Annotated in this window: 22 protein-coding genes and 1 pseudogene; 14 read left to right on the top strand and 9 right to left on the bottom strand. The window is 72.9% G+C overall.

From position 1 onward, the window contains the following. The first annotated feature begins 8 nt into the window (after positions 1-8). Positions 9-593, top strand: coding sequence for an isochorismatase family protein (locus ACQYWQ_RS19850; RefSeq protein ID WP_431036287.1), 585 nt, complete (start codon positions 9-11; stop codon positions 591-593). 164 nt (positions 594-757) lie between these two features. On the opposite strand, the gene ACQYWQ_RS19845 is transcribed toward ACQYWQ_RS19850, so the two are convergent. Then, entirely contained in the window at positions 758-1246 is a 489-nt protein-coding gene (locus ACQYWQ_RS19845; protein WP_431036286.1) for a hypothetical protein, read from the bottom strand. Positions 1247-1361: 115 nt separating this feature from the next. Next, complete coding sequence (locus ACQYWQ_RS19840; RefSeq protein ID WP_431036285.1) at positions 1362-3731, bottom strand: immune inhibitor A domain-containing protein; 2370 nt, start codon at positions 3729-3731, stop codon at positions 1362-1364. Positions 3732-4149: 418 nt separating this feature from the next. On the opposite strand from ACQYWQ_RS19840, the gene ACQYWQ_RS19835 reads away from it, so the two are divergent. Then, a complete protein-coding gene (locus ACQYWQ_RS19835) occupies positions 4150-4398 on the top strand; it encodes a hypothetical protein (protein WP_431036283.1) in 249 nt (82 codons plus the stop codon). Between the two features lie 131 nt (positions 4399-4529). Here ACQYWQ_RS19835 and ACQYWQ_RS19830 read toward each other — a convergent pair whose 3' ends face one another. Together ACQYWQ_RS19830 and ACQYWQ_RS19825 are read right to left on the bottom strand one after the other, a co-directional pair. Next, entirely contained in the window at positions 4530-5417 is an 888-nt protein-coding gene (locus ACQYWQ_RS19830) for an RDD family protein (protein WP_431036282.1), read from the bottom strand. Between the two features lie 57 nt (positions 5418-5474). Beyond that, positions 5475-7562, bottom strand: coding sequence for an RDD family protein (locus ACQYWQ_RS19825; RefSeq protein ID WP_431036281.1), 2088 nt, complete (start codon positions 7560-7562; stop codon positions 5475-5477). Positions 7563-7727: 165 nt separating this feature from the next. On the opposite strand from ACQYWQ_RS19825, the gene ACQYWQ_RS19820 reads away from it, so the two are divergent. Beyond that, positions 7728-8207 (top strand): SsgA family sporulation/cell division regulator, encoded by a 480-nt coding sequence (locus ACQYWQ_RS19820; protein WP_431036279.1) that lies wholly within the window; start codon positions 7728-7730, stop codon positions 8205-8207. A 107-nt stretch (positions 8208-8314) separates the two neighbouring features. Here the strand turns inward: ACQYWQ_RS19820 and ACQYWQ_RS19815 are convergent, their stop codons facing one another. Beyond that, complete coding sequence (locus ACQYWQ_RS19815; protein ID WP_431036277.1) at positions 8315-9709, bottom strand: FAD-binding oxidoreductase; 1395 nt, start codon at positions 9707-9709, stop codon at positions 8315-8317. A gap of 552 nt (positions 9710-10261) precedes the next feature. Here ACQYWQ_RS19815 and ACQYWQ_RS19810 point away from each other — a divergent pair. From ACQYWQ_RS19810 to ACQYWQ_RS19780, 7 genes and pseudogenes are all read left to right on the top strand, one after another. Continuing rightward, entirely contained in the window at positions 10262-10735 is a 474-nt protein-coding gene (locus ACQYWQ_RS19810) for an Lrp/AsnC family transcriptional regulator (protein ID WP_009068340.1), read from the top strand. A gap of 261 nt (positions 10736-10996) precedes the next feature. Beyond that, positions 10997-11644, top strand: coding sequence for an ABC transporter permease (locus ACQYWQ_RS19805; protein ID WP_431036275.1), 648 nt, complete (start codon positions 10997-10999; stop codon positions 11642-11644). Next, positions 11637-12950: pseudogene (locus tag ACQYWQ_RS19800) on the top strand (betaine/proline/choline family ABC transporter ATP-binding protein); the annotation flags it as partial. The gene ACQYWQ_RS19805 and the pseudogene ACQYWQ_RS19800, both read left to right, overlap by 8 nt. Positions 12951-13276: 326 nt before the next feature. Further along, positions 13277-14236 (top strand): ABC transporter permease, encoded by a 960-nt coding sequence (locus tag ACQYWQ_RS19795; protein WP_431036274.1) that lies wholly within the window; start codon positions 13277-13279, stop codon positions 14234-14236. Further along, complete coding sequence (locus ACQYWQ_RS19790; protein ID WP_431036273.1) at positions 14233-15297, top strand: glycine betaine ABC transporter substrate-binding protein; 1065 nt, start codon at positions 14233-14235, stop codon at positions 15295-15297. Before ACQYWQ_RS19795 ends, ACQYWQ_RS19790 begins: the two co-directional genes overlap by 4 nt. Before the next feature lie 117 nt (positions 15298-15414). Further along, entirely contained in the window at positions 15415-16038 is a 624-nt protein-coding gene (locus ACQYWQ_RS19785) for a helix-turn-helix domain-containing protein (protein ID WP_431036272.1), read from the top strand. Between the two features lie 257 nt (positions 16039-16295). Beyond that, complete coding sequence (locus tag ACQYWQ_RS19780) at positions 16296-16577, top strand: hypothetical protein (RefSeq protein ID WP_431036271.1); 282 nt, start codon at positions 16296-16298, stop codon at positions 16575-16577. A 44-nt stretch (positions 16578-16621) separates the two neighbouring features. Here the strand turns inward: ACQYWQ_RS19780 and ACQYWQ_RS19775 are convergent, their stop codons facing one another. The 3 genes from ACQYWQ_RS19775 to ACQYWQ_RS19765 all read right to left on the bottom strand — a co-directional run bounded on the left by ACQYWQ_RS19775 (position 16622) and on the right by ACQYWQ_RS19765 (position 20462). Beyond that, entirely contained in the window at positions 16622-17413 is a 792-nt protein-coding gene (locus tag ACQYWQ_RS19775; protein ID WP_431036269.1) for a S16 family serine protease, read from the bottom strand. Between the two features lie 219 nt (positions 17414-17632). Continuing rightward, positions 17633-18277, bottom strand: coding sequence for an IclR family transcriptional regulator (locus ACQYWQ_RS19770; RefSeq protein ID WP_431036267.1), 645 nt, complete (start codon positions 18275-18277; stop codon positions 17633-17635). Between the two features lie 394 nt (positions 18278-18671). Then, the gene (locus tag ACQYWQ_RS19765; protein ID WP_431036266.1) at positions 18672-20462 is read right to left on the bottom strand and encodes a DEAD/DEAH box helicase; all 1791 of its coding nucleotides are present in this window, start codon (positions 20460-20462) and stop codon (positions 18672-18674) included. A gap of 264 nt (positions 20463-20726) precedes the next feature. On the opposite strand from ACQYWQ_RS19765, the gene hemC reads away from it, so the two are divergent. After that, complete coding sequence (hemC, locus tag ACQYWQ_RS19760) at positions 20727-21653, top strand: hydroxymethylbilane synthase (RefSeq protein WP_431036264.1); 927 nt, start codon at positions 20727-20729, stop codon at positions 21651-21653. A 148-nt stretch (positions 21654-21801) separates the two neighbouring features. Further along, positions 21802-22131, top strand: a complete 330-nt coding sequence (cutA, locus tag ACQYWQ_RS19755) for a divalent-cation tolerance protein CutA (RefSeq protein WP_431036262.1) — start codon at positions 21802-21804, stop codon at positions 22129-22131. Positions 22132-22616: 485 nt separating this feature from the next. On the opposite strand, the gene ACQYWQ_RS19750 is transcribed toward cutA, so the two are convergent. Next, on the bottom strand, positions 22617-23342 hold the full coding sequence (locus ACQYWQ_RS19750; RefSeq protein WP_431036260.1) for a 2'-5' RNA ligase family protein: 726 nt from the start codon (positions 23340-23342) through the stop codon (positions 22617-22619). 441 nt (positions 23343-23783) lie between these two features. On the opposite strand from ACQYWQ_RS19750, the gene ACQYWQ_RS19745 reads away from it, so the two are divergent. Together ACQYWQ_RS19745 and ACQYWQ_RS19740 are read left to right on the top strand one after the other, a co-directional pair. Continuing rightward, positions 23784-24533 (top strand): class I SAM-dependent DNA methyltransferase, encoded by a 750-nt coding sequence (locus ACQYWQ_RS19745; protein WP_431036258.1) that lies wholly within the window; start codon positions 23784-23786, stop codon positions 24531-24533. A gap of 51 nt (positions 24534-24584) precedes the next feature. Further along, complete coding sequence (locus tag ACQYWQ_RS19740) at positions 24585-24728, top strand: hypothetical protein (protein WP_431036256.1); 144 nt, start codon at positions 24585-24587, stop codon at positions 24726-24728. Positions 24729-24746: the final 18 nt, after the last annotated feature.

Genomic DNA, 24746 nt, shown 5'->3' with positions numbered 1-24746 from the left:
AATCCGCCATGCCACGCGCCTTGATCGTCGTCGACGTCCAGAACGACTTCTGCGAGGGCGGCAGCCTCGCGGTCAGCGGCGGGGCCGACGTGGCCGCCGCCGTCACCGAGCTGATCACCCAGGGGACCCGCTTCGACCACGTCGTCGCGACGCGGGACGCGCACATCAACCCCGGGAACCACTTCTCGCGCAACCCCGATTTCGTGCGTTCGTGGCCGCCGCACTGCGTGCAGGGCACCGAGGGCATCGGTTTCCACCCCAACCTCGCGCCCGCGGTCGCTTCGGGGGCGATCGAAGCGGTCTTCGACAAGGGCGCCTACGAGGCCGCGTACAGCGGTTTCGAGGGCACGGACGAGAACGGCGCGCCACTCGCCGCCTGGCTGCGGGCGCACGACGTGGACGCGGTCGACGTGGTGGGCATCGCGACCGATCACTGCGTGCGCGCGACGGCGCTCGACGCGGCGAAGGAGGGCTTCCGCACCCGCGTCCTGCTCGGCCTGACGGCCGGGGTCGCCCGCGCGACGACGGACAGAGCGCTCACCGAGCTGCGCGAGGCGGGTGTCGAACTGGACGGGAAGCCGGTGGTGGCCTGAGCGGCCGGTACGGGCGCGGGGCGGGCCGGTACGGGCGCGGGGCGGCCGGGTACGGGCGGGCCGGTACGGGCGCGGGCGGGCCGCAGGGCGTGGCGCGGGCGAGCCGTGGGGCGTGGCGCGGGCGGTCCCGTACCCCGCGCGGGCATGACAAGCCCGTAGGGACGTCAGGCCGCCTGCCCCCGCAGACCGGCGCCCTGGGGCCGCAGGAGGGCGGCTATGGGGTGCCACAGCTCGTAGGGGTCGTCCGGGGTCGCGCGCCACAGGAGGCCCTCGGGGTGGTGGAGCACGGCGGTGATCTCGTCGGGGGTCGGCGGGGCGGTGTTGCCTCGCAGGTAGACGGCGCGCAGACCGAGGTTGCGCAGGCGGGTCAGGGCGCGGGAACGGTTCTTCGCGCGGACGAGCACACGGACGCTGGCCTCGGTGGCGGTGGCGGTGGCGGCGCGGGGTGCGCTCGCGCCCGTACGCACCGCACCCGCACCCGCACCCGCACCCGCACCCGCACCCGCACGCACCGTCCCCACGCCCGTGCGTCCCGCGCCCGCGTTCGCGCCCGTGCCCGTACCGCCGCCGAGCGGGCCGCACGGCGGTCTGGGGAGGGTCAGGGCGACGATCACATCGCCCCCCGGCAACACGCAGTAACCACTTCCGGTCATCGTTGTCACACCCCCGTGAGACGTCGTGTCAATAAGGACCGCATGGACGCATCTAAACGCGATCGGCCGCCGCCCGCTAGAGGGCGACGGCCGATCATGCTCTGACCTGCGGTGATTACTTCTTCAGTGTGGCGCGGTCCACGTGCACGGTGATCGTCGAGCCGCTGAGCGGCTGGCTCAGGATCGAGATCGTCGTGTTGGTGTCAGTAATCTTCACGCTCCCGGTCGGGTTCGCCGGGTCGTAGTAGGTGTTGCGGTGGTCGTCGAAGATCGGCACGCCGAGCTTCGCCTTGACCTTGGTGGCGACCCCGTCCTTGTGGAGGGTGAAGCCCGCCGAGGGGTACCACGAGAACGCGGCGTCGTAGGGCTGGATGCGGTTGCGCATCACGGTGCCGTCCGCCCACTTCTCGGCCTTCGGGTGAGCGTCCACCGGGAGGATGAGGCCCTCGCCCGGGTGGGCGGTCGTGTTGTTGTCCGCCTGCGAGGTGTCCCACTTCCAGATCACGAGACCCGGGTTGTAGGAGAAGTGCTCGACCCAGTCGGGACGGGTGGTCGGCCAGCCGAAGTTGTACGGGCCGGTCTTGAGCGTCGTGTCGTACGAGACGTACTGACGGTTCTCGGCGATGTAGTACTGCGGGTAGTCCTTGGTGAAGGACTCGCCGACCCGGCTGAAGCCCTTCGCGGTCCAGCCGTTGTCACCGTTCTCGACGTCGTCGCTGAACAGCTCGGCGCCGTCCGCGACGACCTTGATGTCGTCGGCGGTGAAGCCCTTCATCGCCAGGCCGCCGTCGGTGAGGTACCGGAAGCGGATGTCGATCTTCTTGCCCGCGTAGGCGTCGAGCGGGTACGAGACGTCCTGGTACGCGCCGGAGGGGCCGGAGAGCGCGGGCTTGTCGCTGCCGTCGCGCGGGATGGCCGCGCCGTTCGCGGTGCCGTCCAGCGGCTCCCAGTTCGCGCCGCCGTCCGTGCTGGCCTCGGCGTACAGGAAGTCGTACTCGGCCTCGATGTCCCACCAGGCCTTGAGGTCGAGGGAGGCGGAGGTCTTGCCGGTGAGGTCGACCGAGCGGGTCAGCGTGTTGTTCAGGTTGTCGCCGCTGCCGGACCACCACTGGCTCTCGCCGCTCGCCGGCTTGACGATCGTCGTGGTGACCGCCTTGTCGGGCAGGTTGACGACGAGGCCCTGCTTGTCCTTGGTGTTGTACTCGGCGACGCCCAGCTTGTGCGTCGAGCCCTTGGAGGCGTTCGCGGTGGCGTAGTTGAGCCAGCCGAGCTGGAGCTTGTCCCAGGCGTTCATGTCGCCGGGCAGGTCGCCGATCGCGTCCTTGCCGCGGCCGAGCCAGGAACCGGAGGACATGAGCGACCAGAACGCGACGGAGTTGTCGCCCGTGTTCGTCGTGTCGTACAGGTCGGGCAGGCCGAGGTCGTGGCCGTACTCGTGCGCGAAGACGCCGAGGCCGCCGTTCTCGGGCTGCATCGTGTAGTCGCCGACCCAGATGCCCGTGTCACCGATCTGCGTCCCGCCGGCCTTGTTCCCGGCCGGGCCGGTACGGCCCTGGTCGGTGCCGTACGCGTACCAGCGGTGCGCCCAGATCGCGTCCTCGCCCTGGACGCCGCCGCCCGCGGACTCGTCCTCACCGGCGTGGACGATCTGGAAGTGGTCGATGTAGCCGTCCGGCTCGTTGAAGTCGCCGTCGCCGTCGTAGTCGTAGCGGTCCCACTGGTCGTACTGCGCCAGGTCCGCCTTGATGTCCGCGTCGGACTTGCCGGCCGCCTTCTGGTCGGAGACCCACTGCGTGACGCCGTCGCGGACGAGGTCCCAGACGGTGGAGCAGGTCGACGCACCGCACTTGTTGCTGCCGTAACGGGCCTCGTTGGACTTGACCTTGACCCAGTCCGTGACCTCGCCGTCGACCGAGTAGCGGCCCGAGGACTGCTTCTCGTAGTACTTCTTCAGGGACTGGACGTTGTCGTCCTTCGAGTCCGAGAAGTACAGGTCCTGGTAGTGCTTCTGGTCGAAGTCGGCCTGCCAGTCCGTCGAGTTGTCGTTCTTCGGGTCCGGCTTGGCGATCTGGTTGTGCAGCGGGCCCGGCTGGCCGCCGTAGTTCGGGTCGACGTCGTCGCCGAACTCGACGAGGATCGTGAAGATCTTGTCGGTCTTCTCGCGGCCCAGCTCGACGTACTTGCCCTTGTCGAGCTTGAGGACCCTCGAACCGCCGTGCTCGGTGGCCTTCTTCTTGCCCGTCAGAAGCTGGTTGAGCGCCTCCTGGCGCTGCGCGTCCTGCTTCTCGCTGAAGGGGCCCTGAAGGTTGTGCTCGGCGCCCTTCTTGCCGAGAGCCGGGTCACGGCGCTCGATCTTCTGGCCGTCCTTGCCGCTCACCTGGCCGTCGGCGGCCTGTGCGACCCCGAACGAAGCGGCGGTGGCCCCGATCAGGCCCGTCGCCACGGTAACGGCGGCCGCTCTGAGGGCTCTCCGTTGTCTGCTCACCTGTGCGCTGTCCTCCCCGGAAGCGGGTCCCGGTCCTGGCTGACGGAACATCACTCGTTCCGCTGAATTCCGGAACACACGTGCGGATACACGTGGTTCGCTATTCGACCGGAGAGACGGAAGAAAAACCAGATCTTGACTTGGGCATCACACATGCGTTAGCGCGGCGGAGGAGAATTCAGCCCCTTCGGAGATCCTGCGGGTCGCAGGCCGGGGGGCCGAGGAGCGGGGTGCGCTGCCGAGCCCCGCGAGGGGCCGCCACGCGGGAACGTGAATCCATGCGCCCCCTGTGCCCCCACGCCTCCCCGTCCTCCGCGCTTACCGCCGGGAGCACGGGGCATGGAGGCGGTGAGAGCCGACCGGCACGGGGGTTCACGGGCGGCTCGGGCCCTCGTACCCCGTCACAGGACGGTCCCTCATGTCACGTCCGCGCCTCGCCCAACTCGCCAGCGGTTCCGCGACCGTGCTCCTCACGGTGCTGCTCGTCCTGCTCCTCTCCGGGACCACGTCGACCGCCTGGATCGCGCTCACGTGTGTGGCCGCGCTCGCCCTCGGCGTCGCGGTCGCCTACGCCCTGCGCCCGCAGCCCTCGCCCCGGCCACCCGTCGGCAGGGCGCCCGTCGGCGTCCCCGCCGGCAGGCCCACGGCCTCCTCGTCCCACCGCTGAGGACCAGCGGGGGGCCGCCGCCACGGGGCCGCCGCCGGGGGTCCTCGGGGGGCGGCCCTCGTGGGGTTTGCCGTCGTGGGGTCCGCCGTCGTGCCGTCCGCCGCCGTGGGGTCCGCCGTCGTGGGGTCCGCTCAGACCACGACCACCACGGTCTTCGCCGCCTTGTCGTGCAGGCCCTGCTTGTAGGGGCGGTCGATGAACGACCAGCCCCCGCAGATCGCGGTCCACACGCAGGCGCAGCAGAAGGCGAAGGGCAGCCACAGCACGGCGGCCCGCACGAGGAGCGTGCGTGTGTCCGGGGTCAGTCCGTTGTCGAGCCTGGCCACGCGCAGGTTCATGAGCCGCTTGCCGAGCGTCTGCCCGCGCCGCTGGCTCATGAGCACGTCGTAGCCGATGTAGAGGATCGCGGCGACGACGGACTGGCCGATCGAGCGGCCCGCGTCGGCGTTGTCGAAGTTGGTCTCGGAGACACGGAAGAGCAGCGTCAGCAGGAAGACGACGACGCCGACGAGGACCATGTCGATCACGCGCGCGAGCACGCGCTTGCCGCTCGGGGCGAGCGGCGCCATTCCGGCGAGCGGATCACCGGGGTACGGGCCGCCGGGGCCGCCGGGGTACGGGCCGTAGGGGTTCTGGCCCTGATCGCCGTACGGACCCTGGCCCCCGTACGGGCCGCCGCCCTGCCCGCCGTAGGGGCCTCCCTGGCCGTCGTACGGGCCGCCTGCCTGCCCGCCGTACGGGTTGTTCGCCTCGTTCCCGTACGGGTCGCCGCCGGGCGGGGGCGGGTTCGTGCCGCCGTACGGGGGCCGCGCGGCGCCCGGGGGCGGCTCGTACGGGGGCTGCGCGGCGCCCGGCGGGTCGTAGGGGGAGCCCGTGCGGCCCGGTTCCCCGGGGGGCGGCTCGCCGCCGGGCGGGTCGTAGGGGGAGCCGCCGCCCCGGCCTGCGGGGGGCTGCCGCTTGCGGAAGGGGTCATCGCCCGGGCGGTCCTCGTCGTCGGGCGGAGGCGGTGCGCTCGTCATGGCCCGAGTCGAGCGCGGGGCCGGGGGCCCCGCCACGGGACCTGGGCCGGTCGGACCTCAGCGGGCCACGAAAGTATGAGCCGCCTTGTCGTGCCAGCACTGCCGCCAGGGCCGGTCGAAACACGCCCACAGCACGCCCACGACTCCGATCCCGAGCAGCCCGGGCACCGCGTACACGAGCCAGCGGCGCAGCGCGGCGCCGAAGCCGGGCGGCTCGTGCTCCTCGATGTCGCGCACCCGCAGGCCGAGCAGCTTCTTGCCGAGCGTACGGCCGAAACGGGCGGTCGGCAGCGCCTCGTAGAGGAGACCGAGGACCAGGAGGGCGCCGACCGAGGCGATCAGGTAGCTCACGGTCGTCGTGTCGATGAGCCAGACCTCCACCGTCTCACCGCTCAGTTTCGCCGCGTCGACCTTCGCCTGCACGTGGTCGGCCGCGCGGCCCGCGAGCGGGACGACGGCGGCCCCGGTGAGCGCGCCGAGCAGCAGGCTGTCCACGATCCGCGCGAGCAGGCGCCGCCCGAGCCCGGCGGGCCGCGCCGCCGCCTGCCGCCGCGCGGCGGCGGTGAAGGGGTCCTCGCGCACGGGCTTGAAAGGGGTGAGCGGCACATCGGAACCGCCCGTGCCGGGACCCGTTCGGGCGGGCTGGGCGAGGGCGGAGACCTGGGCGGCCCAGGACCGGGCGGGGGCAGCGGGGGCGGAGGCTGAGGGGCCCGGGGTGCCGGAGGCGGCGGGTGGGGTGGCGGGGGTGGCCCTTAGGGGACGGTCGAACGCATCACCTAGGGGACCGGTGGGCCCCCCGACGGGCCCAACGCGCGGCGCGGCGGCGTGGTTCCCGGGAGTCGCGGAGACGTTGCTCCCCGGCACAGCAGGGCCACCGGACGCACCGGGGCCACCGGACGCACCAGGAACACCAGCCCCGCCCGCGCCACCGGGCGCGCCAAGGCCGCCAGCCCCGCCCACGACACCGGACGCACCTGGGCCACCGGGCACACCAGGACCGCCCGCGCCACCGGGCACACCAAAGCCACCAGCCCCGCCCGCGCCGCCTGGCGCGTCCGGGCCTGCCCCGGCGGGTGTGCCCGGCAGGGGGTCCGCTGACGGCGCGTTCGCCTCCGCGAGGCGCGCCGCCCGGGCCCGTACCGTGTCGTCCATGCCCGCCGGTTTGCCGAAGGCGACGCCGCCCCGCGCGGAGGCACCGGGCTCGGGGGCACCGGGCTGGGGTGCGCCGGACTGAGGCACGCCGGACTCGGGCACGCCGGACTGGGGCGCGCCGGGGTCCTGGGCGCGCTGCCCCTGCTCCCACTCCCCCGCGGCGGCACCGGCGGCACCGCGCGGACGGATCGAGAGGGTGCCCTGGCCGTCCCTCGTGGGGCCGCCCGCGGCCGGGAGGGCGGGGTGCGCGTCGGGGGCGTCGAGCGCGGGACGCTCGCCGGGCCCCGTACGGCCGCCCGGCCCCGTACCCGCACCCGGCCCACCACCATCGGCACTCGGACCGGCACCGTAGCCCTGCCCCTGCCCCTGATACGGCGTCATGGGTCCCTGCGGGCGCAGGTTCACCGTGCCGGTGCCCTCGGGGCGGGGCGGGGCGGGCTGGGGGCGGACGGGTTCGAGCGGGGGGCGGGGGTCGAGCGGGGGGCGGGGGGTGTCGCGGTAGGGGTTCGGCTCGGCCACGCCTTCGGGTGCGGCGGCGGGGCGCGGGACGCGGGGGTCGTCGCCGGGCTCGGGGCCCGTGCCCCAGGAGACGCGCGGGGGCTGGCCCTGCGGTGTGTTCGCGCCCCAGGGGCCGGGCTGCCGCTGGGGCGGGTCGGTGGGCTCCGGGCCGTAGAGGACGGGCGAGGTGGCGGTGCGGGGGCCGTCGAAGAAGAGCGGCCCCGTCTCCTCGGGCGCGCTTCCCGCGGGAGCGGGCGGCGGCTGCGCGGCCTGGCGCGGGTAGCCGGGAGGCGGGGGCGGGAGCGAGCCGTCGGGCGGCGCGGGGCGGCTCGTACCGGGGACCCAGCCCGTACCGCTCCAGTAACGCAGGTAGCCGGGGATGGAGGGATCGGGGTAGTACCCCTCGCCGGGGTACGCGTCGCCTGCTGCCGGAGTGGGGGCGCTCATCGTCCGCTCGTCCCGTATCTGCTCGGTGAGTGGGGTGGGCGTCCACATTTACCAGAACTCGGGCGTGTTGCGGGCCGGTCCGGCAGAGGTCGGGGCAATCCCGGCGGTTGACCAAAAATCTTGCCGCAACCCGCGTAATGCTGTGCTGCGACCGCCCTCTCTCCCGGTACGGGCCTCCAGGTGGGCCGTCGCAGAGGCAGAAAGGGACCAGCCGTGGCGCACTCCGTCGTGGAACGTGAACTCGAACTCCAGCTCCTCGTCTCACCGGAACGCACCGTCGCGGTACCCGCACGGCTGACGTACCGCACGGACGACCCCTACGCCGTGCACATCCTCTTCCACCTCAACTCCGAGTCCCCGGTGGCGTGGACGTTCTCGCGCGAACTCCTGATCGAAGGCGTCTTCCGGCCCTCGGGGCACGGTGACGTGCGGGTGTGGCCGGCGAAGGAGGACGGGCGCGAGACGGTACGGGTCGCGCTCACCTCACCGGACGGCGAGGCGCTCATCCAGGCGCCCGCGCTGCCGATGACGGCGTGGCTGGAGCGCACGCTGCGGCTCGTACCCCCCGGCACGGAGGCCGAGTTGCTCGGTATGGAGGAGGGGCTGCGGCACCTGCTCGCGCCGATGCCGGTGGAGGAGCTGTGGCAGCGAGACCGCGATCCGTGGCGGGAGGAGGGGTACGAGGGCGAGTGAGCCGCCAGGACGCGGGGCGCGCCCGGACGCGGGGGCGGTCCCGTGCGCGGGGGCGGTCCCGTGCGCGGGCACGCGGCCCCGTCCCCGTACGGCCCCCTCGCCTCCGTCTACAGCACCTTGCCGGGGTTGAGGATGCCCAGCGGGTCGAGCGTGGCCTTGAGCGCGCGCTGCACCTCCAGGCCCGTTTCGCCCAGTTCCCGCGCCAGCCACTCCTTCTTGAGGAGTCCCACGCCGTGCTCGCCTGTGATGGTGCCGCCGAGTTCCAGGCCGAGGGCCATGATCTCGTCGAAGGAGGCGCGGGCGCGGCGGGACTCGTCCTCGTCGGCGGCGTCGAAGCAGACGGTGGGGTGGGTGTTGCCGTCACCGGCATGGGCGCAGACGCCGATGGTCAACTCGTGTGCGCCGGCGATGCGTTCGATGCCTTCGAGGAGTTCGGCGAGGCGGGAGCGGGGCACGCAGACGTCGTCGATCATCGTGGTGCCCTTGACGGCTTCGAGTGCGACGAGGGACAGGCGGCGTGCGGCGAGGAGGAGTTCGGACTCGGCGGCGGTCTCGGCGGGGACGACCTCGCTCGCTCCCGCCGCGCGGCACAGCGCAGCGACGGCGGCCAGGTCGGCCGCGGGTTCGGGGGTGTCGAAGGCGCACAGGAGAAGTGCGGCCGTGGATTCGGGGAGGCCCATGCGGGCGTGCGCGTTGACGGCGCGGACGGTCGTACGGTCCATGAGTTCGAGCAGGGACGGGGTGTGGCCGCCCGCCATGATGGTCTGAACGGCCGCGCAGGCGGCGGCCGTCGTGCCGAACTCGGCGGCGAGGACGAGTTGCGGCGCGGGGGCCGGCTTGAGCGCGAGCACGGCCCGTACGACGATGCCGAGGCTGCCTTCGGAGCCGACGAAGAGCCGCGTGAGGTCGTACCCCGCGACGCCCTTCGCGGTGCGGCGCCCGGTGCGCAGGAGGCGGCCGTCGGCGAGGACGACGTCGAGCCCGAGCACGTACTCCGCCGTGACCCCGTACTTGACGCAGCAGAGCCCGCCCGAGCCCGTGCCGATGTTCCCGCCGATCGTGCACATCTCCCAGCTGGAGGGGTCGGGCGGGTAGTTGAGACCGTGCTCGGCGACGGCGCGGGAGAGCGTCGCGTTGATGACGCCCGGCTCGACGACGGCGACGCGTTCGCCGGGATCGATCTCGATGATCCGGTCCATCTTGACGAGTGAGACCACGACGCATCCCTCGATCGCGTTCGCGGCCCCGGACAGCCCACTGCGCGCGCCCTGCGGCACGACGGGCACGCGGTGCGCGCTCGCGGTGCGCATGACGTGCTGGACCTCTTCGACGGTACGGGGCAGCACGACGGCGGCCGCCCGCCCGGCCGCGCAGAAACTCGCCATGTCGTGCGCGTACGAGGCGATCACCTCGGGATCGTCGAGCACGGAGCCGCCGGGCAGCCCGGCCCGGAGATCATCGAGAAGAGCGGCAGGCACGTCCTCACGCGGCAGGTCGGTCATGATCCCCACAGTGGCACCGGGGAGCGGCGGGAGGGAAGACCCCGGGTGGGCGCGGTCCCGGGCGGACCGTACGGCGGCGAGGGGGCCCGCGCGACGCGCACGCCCTCGTCGAGGTGCGGCGGGGGCGGGCGGGGCGGGCGGGGACGTGGCGCTCGCGGCGAGGTGGGGAACCGGTCTCGTCATGCGGGGAGTTCACACCGATGAGGCCGTTGTTTCGCGCCGGGTGCGGGGCCTCGTCGGCCGGTTCCCGGCTGGTCGGCGGCCACGGCGACCGGCACGGGTACGGGGCCCGGCACAGGTACGAGGCCCGGCAGGGTACGAGGCCCGGCGTCCCCGTACCGCCGCGCACGAGGCCACGGCGGTCGGGCCGCACCCCGCCGCGGCGTGCGGCACCGCACCGCGCCGGGTCGGCCCGCTCTTCCCGGCGGACTCACCGCACCGCTCCTCGCCGGGGTGGGTCGGCCCGGCGAGGGAGGGGCCTTGTCCATCCCCGCCCCCGGATGACTGAATTGGACCGCTCGTCTTCGTCACCCGTTCGGCCGGGAGCCCCTCATGATCGACGCCCTCGACGCCCGTCTCCTGCTGCTGCTCGCGCGCGAGCCGCGGATCGGGGTGCTCGCGCTGTCGCGGCGGCTCGGGGTCGCGCGCGGGACGGCGCAGGCGCGGCTCGACCGCTTGCGGGCGCGGGGGGTGATCCGGGGGTTCGGGCCGGAGGTGGACCCGGCGGCGCTCGGGTATCCGGTGACGGCGTTCGCGACGCTGGAGATCCGGCAGGGGCGCGGGGAGCAGGTGCGGGCGCATCTCGCGCGGGTGCCCGAGGTGCTGGAGCTGCACACGATCACGGGGCAGGGCGACATGCTGTGCCGCCTGGTGGCCCGGTCCAACGCCGATCTGCAACGGGTCATCGACCAGGTCGTGGGCTTCGAGGGGATCGTACGGGCGTCGACGGCGATCGTCATGGAGAACCCCGTACCGCTGCGGGTCCTCCCGCTCATCGAGCAGGCGGCGCACGCGGCTCGCGACTGACCGCGGAGCCCTCGGCCGCCCGGCCTCCCCCACCGCCGGGCCTCCCCACACCCCGGTCACCGCCACCGCCCGGCCTCCCCACACCCCGGCCTCCCCCGCCCCCCGCGTACCCCACGCCCCGTATCCCGTGCGGCCGGATGGCCGTACCCTGCGGGCGCGGGCCGGGCCCCGCCGCCACTGTGGAGCGGTACGGCACGTACACGTACCGCCCGCGCGCACGGCGGGCCCGCCCGTACGGCGTCGGGAGTCAGGAGCGGTGGCGTGAATTTCTGGACCTACATCGGCAACCGGCATGAGCAGTTGCTCTCGGACGCCTACCAGCACGCGAGCGCCGTCTTCCAGTGCATGGTCATCGCGACCGTCATCGGGGTGCTGATCGGCGTCTTCTGCTACCGCTCGGAGTGGGCGGGCAACCTCGCCACGACCGCGACGTCGACGATCCTCACGGTCCCTTCGCTCGCCCTCATCGGTCTGCTCGTGCCGATCGTGGGGCTCGGTGTCGCGCCCACGGTGATCTCGCTCGTGCTGTACGGGCTGCTGCCCATCGTCCGGAACGCGATCGTGGGCCTGCGCGGGGTCGACGCGACGCTCGTGGACGCGGCGAAGGGCATCGGCATGTCGCGTACGGCCCGGCTCCTGCGTGTGGAGCTGCCGCTCGCGTGGCCCCCGATCCTCACCGGCATCCGCGTCTCGACGCAGATGCTCATGGGCATCGCCGCGATCGCCGCGTACGCCTCCGGGCCCGGGCTCGGTAACGAGATCTTCCGCGGCATCGCCTCGCTGGGCAGCAAGAACGCGCTCAACCAGGTCCTCGCCGGCACCGTCGGCATCGTCGTACTCGCCCTGCTCTTCGACTTCGCGTACGTCCTGATCGGCAGGCTCACCATTCCGAGGGGTATTCGTGTCTGACGCCTCCACACCGTCCCCGGGCGCCTCGGCGCCCTCAGCGACCGCCGCGGACGCGCCCGGCGCGGGTGCCACGAGCGGGGCCACGATCGAGCTGGAGAACCTCACCAAGATCTACGCGGGCACGTCGGTCCCCGCCGTCGAGAACGTGAGCCTGGAGATCAAGGCGGGCGAGACCGTCGTGTTCGTCGGTCCTTCCGGCGGCGGCAAGACGACGCTGCTCAAAATGATCAACCGGCTTATCGAACCGAGCAGCGGGCGGATCAGAATCGGCGGCGAAGACGTCACCGACATGGACCCGGTGAAGCTGCGGCGGAAGATCGGGTACGCGATCCAGTCCTCCGGCCTGTTCCCGCACCTGACCGTCGCACAGAACATCGCGCTCGTGCCGAAGATGATCGGCTGGTCGAAGAGCCGCGTGAAGGACCGCGTCGAGGAGATGCTCGACCTGGTGGGGCTCGACCCGGCCGAGTTCAGGGGGCGTTATCCGCGACAGCTCTCCGGTGGTCAGCAGCAGCGGGTCGGCGTCGCGCGGGCGCTCGCGGCCGACCCGCCGGTACTGCTCATGGACGAGCCCTTCGGCGCCGTCGACCCGATCACACGCGATCATCTCCAGGATGAACTGATCAGGCTTCAGCACGAGCTGCACAAGACGATCGTCTTCGTGACGCACGACTTCGACGAGGCGATCAAGATCGGTGACCGCATCGCGGTCCTCCGTGACCGTTCGAAGATCGCCCAGTTCGACACTCCCGAGGCGATTCTGACCAATCCCGCGGACGACTTCGTCTCCGGTTTCGTCGGCGCGGGCGCGGCGCTCAAGCGCCTCAACCTCACGCGCGTACGGGACGTGGGGATCACGGACTGGCCGACCGTGTCCGTGGATGATCCCCTCCAGACCATCTTCGACCGCTTGCGCGACGCCGGTGCCGGGCACAACGAACTGCTCATGCTCGACCGCCGCCACCGCCCCTACAAGTGGCTCAGGCGCGGCGACCTCAGCCGCGCCAAGGGCTCGCTCTCGCGGGCCGGGGCGCTCGTGCAGGACACGGTGACGCGGGACGCGACCCTGCGCGACGCCCTGGAGGCGGTGCTCACGGACAACGCGGGGCGCGTCGCCGTGACCGGCCGGCGCGGTGAGTACGAGGGCGTCGTCGACATGCAGACGCTGATGAATTCGGTGCATGAACTGCTCGAAGAAGACCGATTGGAGGCGATCGAGCACCGGCACGAGCTGGAAGAACTCCAGGAGGAGCAGGACCACGCGGGGCACGGTCGCGTACCCCCGGTGGGGACGGGCGAGCAGGGGACGGGGACCTCGGGAGGCGCGGCGGGCGGCGCGGGGAACACCGGTGGCGGCACGGGCACGGGCGGCGCGCCCGGCGGTACGGGCACGGGAGGCGCGCCCGGTGGTACGGGCACGGGCGGCGCGCCCGGCGGCACGGCCACGGGAGGCGCGCCCGGTGGTACGGGGACGGGGGCCACGTCGGGCGGTACGGGGGGCGCCGTGCCCGGTGGGTCGCCCGAGAACCCGGGCGGGCTGCGCCCCGGCGGCTCGGCCGTGAGCGACGCGGGACCCGAGACCGGGCGGGGCGAGTCACGGCCGGGTGACCCGCGCAGGGGTGGTGAGGCCGGATGAGCGAGCAGGACCCCCGCCGCCGCCCGCGCGATCCGGCCGAGGACCGCGAGACGGCACGCGGCCACGACCCGGCGCCGGAGCGTCTCGCCCGTACCGCCACCAGGTACGACGGACCGCACCGCGGGCGCGAGGGCGGCACAGCGGCGGACGGCCGCGAGGACGACGGGCCGCGCGACGAGCGCGACGCCCCGCGCGGCGGCCGCGTCGAGGGCGCCTCGCGCCGTATCGGCTGGCGCAAGCTCACTTTCCTGCCGTTCGTGCTCGCGCTCGCGCTGCTCGCCACGTGGATCTACTACGACACGGCGACGCTCGACGTCATCGCCCGCAACTCGCTCGGCGGCGGGAACATCTGGCTGCGCGTGCGCCAGCACATCCAGCTCACCGTCATCTCGACGTTCTTCGTGCTGATCATCGCGATCCCGCTCGGCATCCTGCTCACCCGGCAGCGGCTGCGCAAAGCCGCCCCCGTCGCTGTCGCCTTCGCCAACATCGGGCAGGCGACTCCGGCGCTCGGGCTGCTCGCGCTCCTCGTGATCTGGCTGGGCACGGGCGAGTTCCCCGCACTCGTCGGCATCATCATCTACGCGATCCTGCCGGTCCTCTCGAACACGATCGCCGGCCTGCGCGCCAATGACCCGACGCTCCTCGAAGCCGCGCGCGGTATCGGGATGTCACCGCTCATGGTGCTCGGCAAGGTCGAACTTCCGCTCGCTGTCCCGCTGATCCTCTCGGGCGTCCGCACCGCGCTCGTCCTGAACGTCGGCACGGCGACCCTCGCGACGTTCGGCGGCGGAGGCGGGCTCGGCGACATCATCACGGCGGGCATCACCAACCAGCGCATGTCGGTCCTCGTGATCGGCTCGGTCCTCACGATCGTGCTCGCCCTCCTCGTCGACTGGCTCGCCTCACTGGCGGAACTGCTCCTGAGGCCGCGGGGACTGGAGGTCAGCTCATGAAGGCGGGTGTCATCCGTACGGGTGAAGGCGGGCGCGGGGGCCTCCCCAGGCGGGCGCGTGGCGGCGGTTTCCGTACGGGCCCGAGGTACCCGCGGACCGTTGTCGCCACGCTCGCCGGGGTGCTCGTGATCGGGGCGGCGGGATGCGGGCTCACGAGCGGCAGCCCGCTCGTGGACGACGTGGGGCCGGGCTCCGTGGGCAGGGGCGAGCCGCTCAAGGGCGCGAAGCTCACCGTCACGTCCAAGGAGTTCACCGAGCAGCTCGTGCTCGGCGCCATCATGGGCATCGCCTTCAAGGCGGCGGGCGCCCAGGTCCTGGACCGTACCGGCATCCAGGGCTCGATCGGCGCGCGCGAAGCCGTCAAGAGCGGGACGGCGGACGCGATGTACGAGTACACGGGGACCGGCTGGATCACGTACCTCGGCCACACGAAACCGATCGTGGACCCGCACGAGCAGTGGGTCGCCGTGCGCGACGCCGACCGGAGGAACGGCATCACGTGGGGTCCGCCGGGGCCGCTCAACAACACGTACGCGCTCGCGCTCAACCAGAGGAACGAGAAGAAGTACCGCACGAAGACGCTGTCCGACGTCGCCGCGCTGTCGAAGAAGAACCCGGGCGCGGTGACGCTGTGCGTCGAGGGCGAGTTCGCCGCGCGCGAGGACGGGCTCAACGGCCTCAAGAAGGCGTACGGGATGAACATCCCGAACTCGCGCATCACCAAGATGGCGGGCGGCATCGTCTACACGCAGACCGCGAAGGGCGCGTGCGTCTTCGGCGAGGTCTTCACGACGGACGGCCGCATCAAGGCGCTGAACCTCACGGTCATGAAGGACGACAAGCACTTCTTCCCGAACTACAACGTGGCGCCCGTCTTCCACACGAAGGCCCTGGACGAGCACCCGCAGATGGAGAAGGTGCTCGCGCCGATCACGAAGAAGCTGACGAACGCGGTGGCGCAGGAGCTGAACGCGAAGGTGGACGTGGACGGCGAGGACCCGCACGACGTGGCGCGGGACTGGCTGGAGGAAGAGGGGTTCGTGAAGAAGGGCGGGGACTGAGGGAGGCGCGGCCCGGAAGGTTCCGTCGTGGGACGGGAGTTCACCCGTACGAATGAGTGCAAAGATTTTTTGCAAAAGGGCGTTGCAAAGAAATTTTGCACGCCCTATCGTAGGGGCATGAACGAGGAAGACCCGGACCGCCTGACACCCGCCGAGCGGGCCATCGAGCGCACGACACGCCAGCTGGACGCGCGCGGGCTGCGCGGCTTCGCCCACCCGCTGCGCATGCAGCTGTTCAACTCCCTGCGGCGCGGCGGGCCCGCCACCGCCTCGCAGCTGGCCAAGGAACTGGGCGAGTCGAGCGGGGCGACGAGCTACCATCTGCGCCAGCTGGCGGAGTACGGCTTCGTCGAGGACGACCCGGAGCACGGCAGGGGGCGCGAGCGCTGGTGGCGCACGGTCCCCGGCTCGATCACCTTCGACGCGGGCGAGATCGACCAGGGCAATCCCGAGCTGCGGGGCGCCGCCGACGTCCTGCTCCACGAACTCGCCTCGTCGCACTACCGCGAGACGACCGCCTGGATCGCCGACCGCGACCGCTGGCGCCGCACACCGTGGAACGAGGCGGGAACGTTCAGCGACATGAGCCTGCACCTGACCTCCGAGGAGCTGACGGAGCTGAGCCAACGCCTGCACGCCCTCGTCGACGAGTACGAGGGGCGGGACGCGACGGAGGAGGGGCGGCGAGAGGTACGGGTGCACCTGCACGCCCTCCCGGTCCACAGGGAGGCCCGCACCTGAGAGGTCCCGCGAGCTGGACGCGGACCCGGGGGTCACGCGCGAGGGGTCCCGCGGCCGCACACGGGGGCATGGCGGGCGTACGTGAGAGGCGCGGCGACCGTACGCGAGAGGCGCGGCGACCGTACGCGAGAGGCGCGGCGACCGTACGTGAGAGGCGCGGCGGGGCGCGACACTGTCCGCGCGCGGCGGGGCCTCGCACACCCCTTTATTCGAACACACGTTCTTTTTCAGTCATCGCAGAGAGGCAGGCAGCAGTCATGTCGTACGAGATCTACGGAAAGCACGTCCTCATGGGAGCCTTCGGCATCCTGGAGACCGACCACCAGTTGCTCCACACCTACCGGGCCAGGGACCTGCGAGCGGAGGCCGCGGCCGATGCGCGGGCCCGGGAGCGGGGTCCGCGCGGGGAGCGGGTGCGGCGTGCGGAGCGAGCGCTGTACGCGGGGGAGATACGGGGGCTGCGGGCGCGCTTCGGGTGGTCGCTCGTCGGCCTGGGGCTGCGGCTCGCGGTGCCCGGTCGCACGGTGGTGCGCACGTGAGCGGGGCGCGGGGGTGGCTCAGGCTGTCGGCAGAGGTCGCGCGGTCAGCAAGTCGGTACCTTGCCGCCGTCGTTGAGCGCCCGGAGCGCGGAGACCGCGCCCTTGAGCGTCGTGACGGGGACGAGGCGGAGTCCCTTGGGAAGTTCGGAGCGGGCGTCGGAGCACTCGCCCTGGGGGACGAGGAAGACCGTCGCGCCGTCGCGCCGGGCGGCCTTCGTCTTGAGCGCGACACCGCCCACCGCGCCGACCTCGCCGCTGTCGGTGATCGTGCCCGTACCTGCGACGGTGCGGCCCCCGGTGAGGTCGCCGCCCTTGCCGTCGCCGTCGAGCTTGTCGATGATGCCGAGCGAGAAGAGGAGTCCCGCGCTGGGACCGCCGACGTCGGCGAGGCGCAGCGTGACCTTGACGTTCTCGTCGGAGCGGCCCAGGTAGGAGAGGGCGGCGTTGGTGGCGTGGTCCTGCGAGGAGCGCATATCGGCGAGGTTGTGCTTCTCGATCTCCTTGACGTCCCCGCCGGGGTAGACCGAGTCGCGCGGCATGACGGCGCGGTCGGTGCGGAAGTAGCCGTCGATGACGTCACCGAGCTTGACGGTCGCGTCGGGCGCGGTGGCGAGGATCGTCGTCATCCTGAGCTGTCCGCTGGTACGGCGTTCGGGGGCGCCGCTGATCGTGATGACCTTCTGCCCCTTGTCCGCACCGAGCACGTTCGCCGTGGTGCCCGGCTGGGCGACGGTGAACGGCAACGGCGCGAGCGCGGCGACGAGGATCAGCGCGAGCACCGGCAGGACGCACAGGAGGAGGACGCGGGGGCGCCTGAGACGGAGGGACACGCCCACAATCTAACGCGAGCCACTCGGCCCCCGGCCTCCCCACCCGCACGACGGCGCGGGGTCCCCTGCGGGGACGGGGATCAGGGCGTCGAGGACGGGGGCGCGGGGCGGGTGGTCGCGCAAGCGGGCGCGGCCGGCGCATCGCGGGGCGTCCTGCGACCGGCACCCGACGTCCTGCGACCGGCACCCGGCACCCTGCACCCGGTGCCAGCCGCTCCCCTCCGGTCAGCGCAGGGCGTCCGCGACCTCGCGGGCCGCGTCGACGACACGTTGGGCGACGCGTTCGGGGACCGAGTCGGGGAGCATCACGACGCCCACGCTGCCTTCGAGGCCCGTGACACCGAGCAGGGGGGCCGCGGCTCCGCAGGCGCCCGCGTCGAGTTCGTCGCGGGTGAGGGTGCAGGTGGGCACGGTGCGCCCGGCGGGGGTGCGCGCGGCGAGGATGGCCCGGCCGGCCGCTCCCTGGTCGAGCGCGTGGCGGAAGCCGGTGCGGTAGGCGACGTGGAAGTCGGTCCAGGTGGGCTCGACGACGGCGACGGCGAGCGCGTCGCTGCCGTCGACGAGGGTGAGGTGCGCGGTCGCACCGATGTCCTCGGCGAGGGAGCGCAGCGCGGGCAGCGCGGCCTCCCGTACGAGGGGGTGGACCTGCCGGCCGAGGCCGAGCACGCCGAGCCCGATGCGCGCGCGGCCCCCGAGGTCCCGCCGTATCAGGGCGTGGAGTTCCAGCGTGGCCAACAGGCGGTAAACCACAGTGCGGTTGACCCCGAGCCGGGCCGAGAGTTCGGTGACGGTGAGACCGTGATCGGTCTCGGCGAGCAGTTTGAGGACCTTGAGTCCCCGGTCGAGCGTCTGAGAAGTCTCCGCGGTCACGACGCCCACTCCTTCGATGAGGTGCGGCGGTGGCCTGCCGTACGGGTCCTGGGCCACCGGTCCCGTCCGGCGCACGGCACCTCGTACCCGGTCCGCCTGCGAGTCGCACCGGCTGCGCTCCGGGGCGACGCTGCCACGGGGCGTGTGCGTTGCCCGGACAGTAGCGAGCGGTCCCCGCTCAGCGGAAGGCGTTGTCCAGTATCCGGGCGGTAACGGAGCCGAACCGTCCGTATTGACCCCTGAGGAACTCAGCATGTACACGAAACACACACAGGAGGAGGTGGAGCGGCGGCGCCCGAACACCGGCCGCTGCCGCGAGCGCGGCGCCCTCGCCGGGTCCCGCGTCCGCTCCCCCGCCCGCTCCCGCGTCCGCCTCCGCCGCTCCCCCGCCCGCTCACTTCATCCGCGTGGCCCACTCCCGCACCTTGTCGATGCGCTGCCGGATCTGCCCCGCCGTCGCCTCCGCGCTCGGCGGCCCCCCGCACACGCGGCGCAGTTCGGTGTGGATGACGCCGTGGGGTTTGCCGCTCTGGTGGGTGTACGCGCTGACGAGGGTGTTGAGCTGCTTGCGCAGTTCGAGGAGTTCCTTGTGCGAGACGACGGGCCTTCGCTCGGCGGGGAGTTCGAGCAGGTCCGCGTCCTCGGCCGGTTTCTTGCGGCTCGTCGCGATCTGTTTGGCCTGCCGCTTCTGGAGCAGCATCTGCACCTGGTCGGGTTCGAGCAGACCGGGGATGCCGAGGTAGTCCTGCTCCTCCTCGCTCCCCGGGTGGGCCTGCATCCCGAACTCGGCGCCGTCGAAGAGGACGCGGTCGAAGACCGCCTCGGACTCCAGTGCCTCGAAGGAGAACTCCTCCTGCTCGCCGGTGTCCTCGTCCTGCTCCTTGTTCGCCTCGTCCATCTCCTTCTCGGACTCGGCGTACGGGTCCTCCTCGCCGTTCTTCTTCGGCTTGTCGAGGACGTGATCCCGTTCCAGCTCAAGGGCGTTGGCGTGGCCGAGCAGGTCGGGGACGGTGGGGAGGAAGACGGAGGCGGTCTCGCCGCGCCGGCGCGAACGCACGAAGCGGCCGACGGCCTGGGCGAAGAAGAGCGGGGTGGAGATGGTGGTGGCGTAGACGCCGACGGCGAGGCGCGGCACGTCGACGCCTTCGGAGACCATGCGGACCGCGACCATCCAGCGGTCGTCGTTGTGCGAGAAGGTGTCGATGTTGTCGGAGGCGCCGGAGTCGTCGGAGAGGACGAGCGTCGCCTTGGTGCCGGTGATCTCGCGGATGAGCTTGGCGTAGGCGCGGGCCTGGTCCTGGTCGGACGCGATGACGAGGCCACCGGCGTCGGGGATGCCCTTGCGGACCTCGGTGAGGCGCTGGTCGGCGGCGCGCAGGACGTTCGGCATCCATTCGCCGCGCGGGTCGAGCGCGGTGCGCCATGCCTGCGAGATCGCGTCCTTGGTCATCGGCTCGCCGAGCCGCGCGGCGATCTCGTCGCCCGCCTTCGTGCGCCAGCGCATGTTGCCGCTGTACGAGAGGAAGATGACGGGGCGCACGACGCCGTCGGCGAGGGCGTTGCCGTAGCCGTAGGTGTAGTCCGCCGCGGAGCGCCGGATGCCGTCGTTGCCCTCTTCGTAGGCGACGAAGGGGATGGGGTTGGTGTCGGAGCGGAAGGGCGTGCCGGTGAGGGCGAGGCGGCGGGTCGCGGGTTCGAAGGCTTCGAGACAGGCCTCGCCCCAGGACTTGGAGTCACCCGCGTGGTGGATCTCGTCGAGGATGACGAGGGTCTTGCGCTGCTCGACGCGGTTGCGGTGCAGCATGGGGCGCACGCCGACGCCCGCGTAGGTGACGGCGACGCCCACGTACTCCTTGGAGACGGGGCCCGCGCTGTAGTCGGGGTCGAGCTTGATCCCTATGCGCGCGGCGGCCTCCGCCCACTGCTTCTTGAGGTGCTCGGTCGGGGCGACGACGGTGATCTGCTGCACGACGTGGTGGTGGAGCAGCCAGGAGGCGAGCGTGAGCGCGAAGGTCGTCTTCCCGGCGCCGGGGGTGGCGACCGCGAGGAAGTCGCGCGGCTGTTCCTGGACGTACCGCTCCAGCGCGCCCTGCTGCCAGGCGCGCAGCTTCCCCGCCGTACCCCAGGGGGCCCGGCCGGGGAAGGCGGGAGAGAGGTGTGAGGAGGAGGTGGGGGTGGTAGTCACGTTCTCCGCTGAATCAGGCTCGGCTGCGTGGACGAGCAGCCACCCTATCCCCGGCCGGAGCACGGGCAGGGCGCTCGGCACGGGGCGGGGGCGCGGGTGCGACGGGGGTCACACCGGGGAGCCCGGGGGCACCGGCAGGTGCGCGGGAACTCCCGCGCCTCGCGCTGGGTGTCCCTTTGGCGACAGCGCGTTGGCATGGGTGGGTGTGGGCCGTACCTAGACTCGGACGGCTTGGTGAACGGACCGGTGAGGGAGTCGAGCGGCATGGCGGAGAGCGTGGTGACGGTCGGCTCGCGCGGGAGCGCGCTGGCGCGGGCGCAGGTGCGGGAGATGGTGGAGCGCTGGGAGCGCGAGGTCCCGGGGGTCCGCTTCGTGCGGCGGGTGATCACGGAGGCGGGGGACGCGGACCGGAGCACGCCCACGGTCGCCGGGGTGACGCGACGGGCCGGTGTCTCGGCCTTCTCCTCGCGGCAGGAGGCGGCTCTCGTGCGGGGCGAGGTCGATGCCGTCGTGCACTGCCTCAAGGACCTTCCGACGGCCCCGGCCCCGGGGACGGTGCTGCTGCGGACGCCGGGGCCGCGCGAGGACCCGCGCGACGCGCTGTGCGGGGCGACGCTCGCGGGACTGCCCGAGGGCGCCAGGGTCGGTACGGGGTCGACGCGGCGGGTCGCGCAGCTCCTCGCGCTGCGCCCCGACCTGGAGGTGGTCCCGGTCCGTGGCAACGTCCCGGCCCGCCTGGCCCGTACCCGTACCCTCGACGCGGTCGTGCTCGCGGCGGCGGGACTGCACCGCCTCGGGCTCGCCGAGGAGATCACCGAGTACCTGGACCCGGAGGCGTACCCGCCCGCGCCGGGGCAGGGGGCGCTCGCGATCCAGGTGCGTGAGGACAGCGAGGCCGCCCGGCTCCTCGCCGCGAGCGGGGACACCGTGACGGACAACGAGGTGCGTGCCGAACGCGTGTTGCTCGCCGAACTCCACGGCGGGTGCTCCGTTCCCCTCGGTACGTACACGAGCCGCCCGTCCCCCACTCGCCTCCGCCTCCACGCGGCCGTGACCACCCCCGACGGCACCCACCAGCTCACCGCGGCGGCGGAGGGCCCGTTGACGGAACCGGAGAAACTGGCCCTGACGGTGGCCGAATCCCTCCTCACGCAGGGCGCGGCCCGCATCCTGGAGGCGGCGACACCCTGAAGGCGGCGCCGGGCGGGGAAAGGGACCCGCGCTCTCCGGGCGGCGCGCCCGGCTCATGCGGAGGGCGAGGGCCGGTCCGTGGGCGTGGGCGCGGGGCGCCGGGCGGACCGCACGGCGCCTCCCCCTCCGCGTGGGTACCGTTCCCCGCATGACCGCATCCCCCCGTTTCCTCACGGTGCTCACCACCACCGACTCCGAGGACCGCGCCCGCCGTCTCGCCGCGCGGGCCGTCGAACTGCGGCTCGCCGCGTGCGCGCAGATCGACGGGCCGGTCGTGAGCGTGTACCGGTGGGAGGGCGCCGTCGCGACGGACACCGAGTGGCGCGTCACGTACAAGACCACGGCGGCGCGGTACGCGGCACTTGAGGCGCACATCAAGGCCGAACACACCTACGACACACCGGAGATCATCGCGCTGCCGCTCGTGGACGGCAGCCCGGAGTACCTGGAGTGGGTGACGGCGGAGACGCGGGGGTGAGACCCGTCGTCGGCTCCTTCCTCCGCCGTCCGCCGCACGCCACCCGCCACCCGCCACCCGCCACCCGCCACCCGCCACCCGCCACCCGCCACCCGCCACCCGCCGATCCGAGCACACCCCACCCTGCCCGCGTCCACGGCTCCTCCCTCGAATCCGGCGGTCAACTCGTCGTACCGCAGGCCGGTTTGAGAGCGGACGACCCGCGCGCGGACGAGGCCGACGCGCGGTACGGCGCCGGGCGGACCACCCTCGCCACGCCCCCCACGAGGAGATCACCCGTTTCTCCGACGCCTCCGCCTTCGTATCCGTCACCCCCGGCCTCGCGGGCCCGGACGACCGGCCCTCGACGACCGGCCCTCGGCGACCGGCCCTCGTCGACCGGCCCCTTGACGAGCGCCGGACCGGAGCCGTGTCCGGCCGCGAACGCCGTCCGAGCGCGTCTCCCGTCGCCCCGTCCGCGGCCGGTGCCCCGTCGCCGCCGGATCTCACCGCCCGCAGCCGACGGTGGCGAGGCGGCTCATCGTGATCTCTGCGCCCGCCAGGTCGTACCGGACCAGGTCCAGCGCCGACGGCCGTATCGTCCCGTAGTGCTTCGTGCGGCGGGCCGAGACGACTCCGGCGATCGAGCGCTCCGGGACGACCGGTGTCCGGAACACCGCGACCGAGACGTGGGCGATGTCGCGCACGGCCGCGTAGTCGTTGCTGGCGAACGCCCGCGGGCCATTGGCGGCTCCGGCCTCGTGCAGCGCGGTCCGCAGCCGTACCAGCCCCTCGCCGGGGACCCCGCACACGAACAGCCCGCCGCGCGATCCGCCCAGTCCGCGGAGTGCGATCTCGATCGGCGGGCAGCTCTTCAACACGGTGTCGACGAGGTCCGCGTAGTGGTCCACCTGGTCCTGCGGCACCTCGTCCTGGTAGCCCTCCAGGCTGCGCACCGTGCAGTGCAGGTTCTCGGGCAGGTAGGTGACGTGGTGCGGCGACAGGGCCTCGGCGATCGGGCCCAGGTCCCGCGTGATCGCCTCGCCGACCGCACCCCGGACCGGCACGACCAGGCTCAGTCCCCAGCGGGGATCGCCGTGGCGGGGGCGGGGGTCCGCGCGGTACGTGCCCTCCGCGAGAGCCGCCTCGGCGTCACCCCACATGGCGTCGAACTTCGCGGCCAGGCCGGGCGTCCGCCAGGAATCGGCGGTCCGTGGCATCGGCTCGGACATCTGTCGCTCCTCTGGGTGCCCGGCGACGTCCGGCGGCGTCCGGCGGCGTCCGGCGGCGTCCGGCGACGGCGCGGCCCGCGGGCAGGGCGTCGTGAGTGCTCGGCAGGCCGTCGCCGTCGGCGCGTACGACGAGCACGGTGGCGGAAGACGGACGGTACCACCACGTACTCACGTGAGGCGGGCCGAGGCGTTCCCCGGGCCTTCGGTCCCTGGACCATCGGAGAGGGCGCGCACCCCGCACCCCCTCGGCGCCGTCGTTCCTCCGGCTGGTCCGCACCGGCGGCCGTCCGCGCCCCTGCCGTCATCACGCGGACCGGCGGCCGTCAGAACCGCTGCCCTTGTCCGGCGGCCCGGCGGCCGTCAGAACCGCTGCTCTTATCCGGCGGACAGGACGCCTCCGGGCCCGTACCGTCGCCTGCATGGACCACTTCGGGGGAAGCGGTGGCGGCGCGGTACGACGACGGCGAAGGGCCCGAGTTCGTGCCGGGGACGATCGCGCGGACGGTGGACTTCCTGTACGCGGCCTCGGGCGGCGGCGCGGCCCTGGAATTCGGGGTCGGTACGGGGCGGATCGCGCTGCCGCTCGCCGGGCGCGGGGTCCCCGTGCGCGGGATCGACCTGTCACGGGCCATGACGGACCGCCTGCGCGCGAAGCCGGGCGGCGCGGAAGTACCCGTCACCGTGGGCGACTTCGCGCAAACCGTCGTCCCCGGCACGTACGCCCTCGTGTACCTCGTCTTCAACACGCTGATGAACCTGCCGACGCAGGAGGCGCAGCTCGCCTGCTTCCGCAACGCGGCGCGGCACCTCGCCCCCGGCGGCCGCTTCGTCGTGGAGGTCATGGTGCCCGAACTGCGTGGCCTCCCGCACGGCCGGAACACCGTCGTCTTCGGCACCGGCCCCGAGGGGTGGGCGTACACCGAGTACGACACCGTGACCCAGCGCGCCGACTGCCACTACCTCCGCGTCACCCCTGACGGCCGGGGCAGCCACCGCACCGTCCCCTTCCGGTACGTGTGGCCCGCCGAACTGGATCTCATGGCACGTCTCGCCGGTCTGCGGGCGCGGGAACGGTGGGGCGGGTGGGGGCATGAGCCCTTCACGGAGACCAGCCGGGCACACGTATCGGTGTGGCAGAAGCCCGTCGGGACCGAGGAGCGGGTCGCTCCCGGCAGCCCCACGAGCGCCTGACGACCCGCCCGGACGCGGCTGCGCACCCGCACCGGGCCCGGCCCCCTCCTCATGGCCGAGGAGCCGCCCGTCGACGAGCGCTTCGAGACCCGAACGGAACAACTCCCCGACAGCGCCGTCGACATCGTCGCGGAGGGGACCGGGACGGCGCGGCTGTACGGCCCTGTGGCCGCACCCGGCGAGCCCCGAAAGTAATCGCAGGGCATGCACGGG

It is taken from the genome of Streptomyces sp. P6-2-1, from assembly GCF_050613165.1.
In the GTDB taxonomy this organism is placed as follows: Bacteria; Actinomycetota; Actinomycetes; order Streptomycetales; family Streptomycetaceae; genus Streptomyces.
The sequence above is the reverse complement of the archived record's forward strand: the minus strand, read 5'-3'. Positions and strand labels throughout refer to the sequence as shown.